Source organism: Rhizobium phaseoli (genome assembly GCF_010668805.1).
Taxonomy (GTDB): Bacteria; Pseudomonadota; Alphaproteobacteria; order Rhizobiales; family Rhizobiaceae; genus Rhizobium; species Rhizobium phaseoli_A.
In genome coordinates this window covers 1-381 of the sequence record NZ_WUFT01000161.1, presented here as the reverse complement: position 1 = coordinate 381, position 381 = coordinate 1, and the positions used below count along the sequence as shown (strand labels likewise).

The following is a 381-nucleotide window of genomic DNA, read 5'->3' as shown; positions in this document are numbered from 1 at the left end:
GCTTAAGCGTCGCCTGGTTGCGTTCGAACTCGTCCCAATCAATAAAGCCGGGATGCGCATTCTGGATTAACACCTGCCAGTTCTCGCGGTCAACCTTAAGTCCGAAGGATTTGCGTCCCTGACGATATGCTCCGCGTGTGCGACCGTATACGAAGGCACCGGCATAACGGGGGTTGTGCAATATCTGAATAACGCGACAGTGCTCCAATGGCCCCCAAATCAGATCTCCCTTGCCAATCCCCCGGCGGATGCGACGCGGAAACAGCCAGCCTTCCTGGCGAAATCGCTTGACCGTGGCTGTAGCTGACGCAGCCTGTCGAAACGTATCGAATAGCAACTGCAGCGCGCCCCTGACCTGTTGATCAGGATCGAGAACCACTG

The 381-nt window shown here is 56.4% G+C and carries 1 protein-coding gene; it reads right to left on the bottom strand.

What is annotated here, in order from left to right; translation table 11 throughout:
- Positions 1–381, bottom strand: a 381-nt coding sequence (locus GR197_RS31855) for a recombinase family protein (protein WP_204330553.1), incomplete at both ends; no start/stop codon positions are given.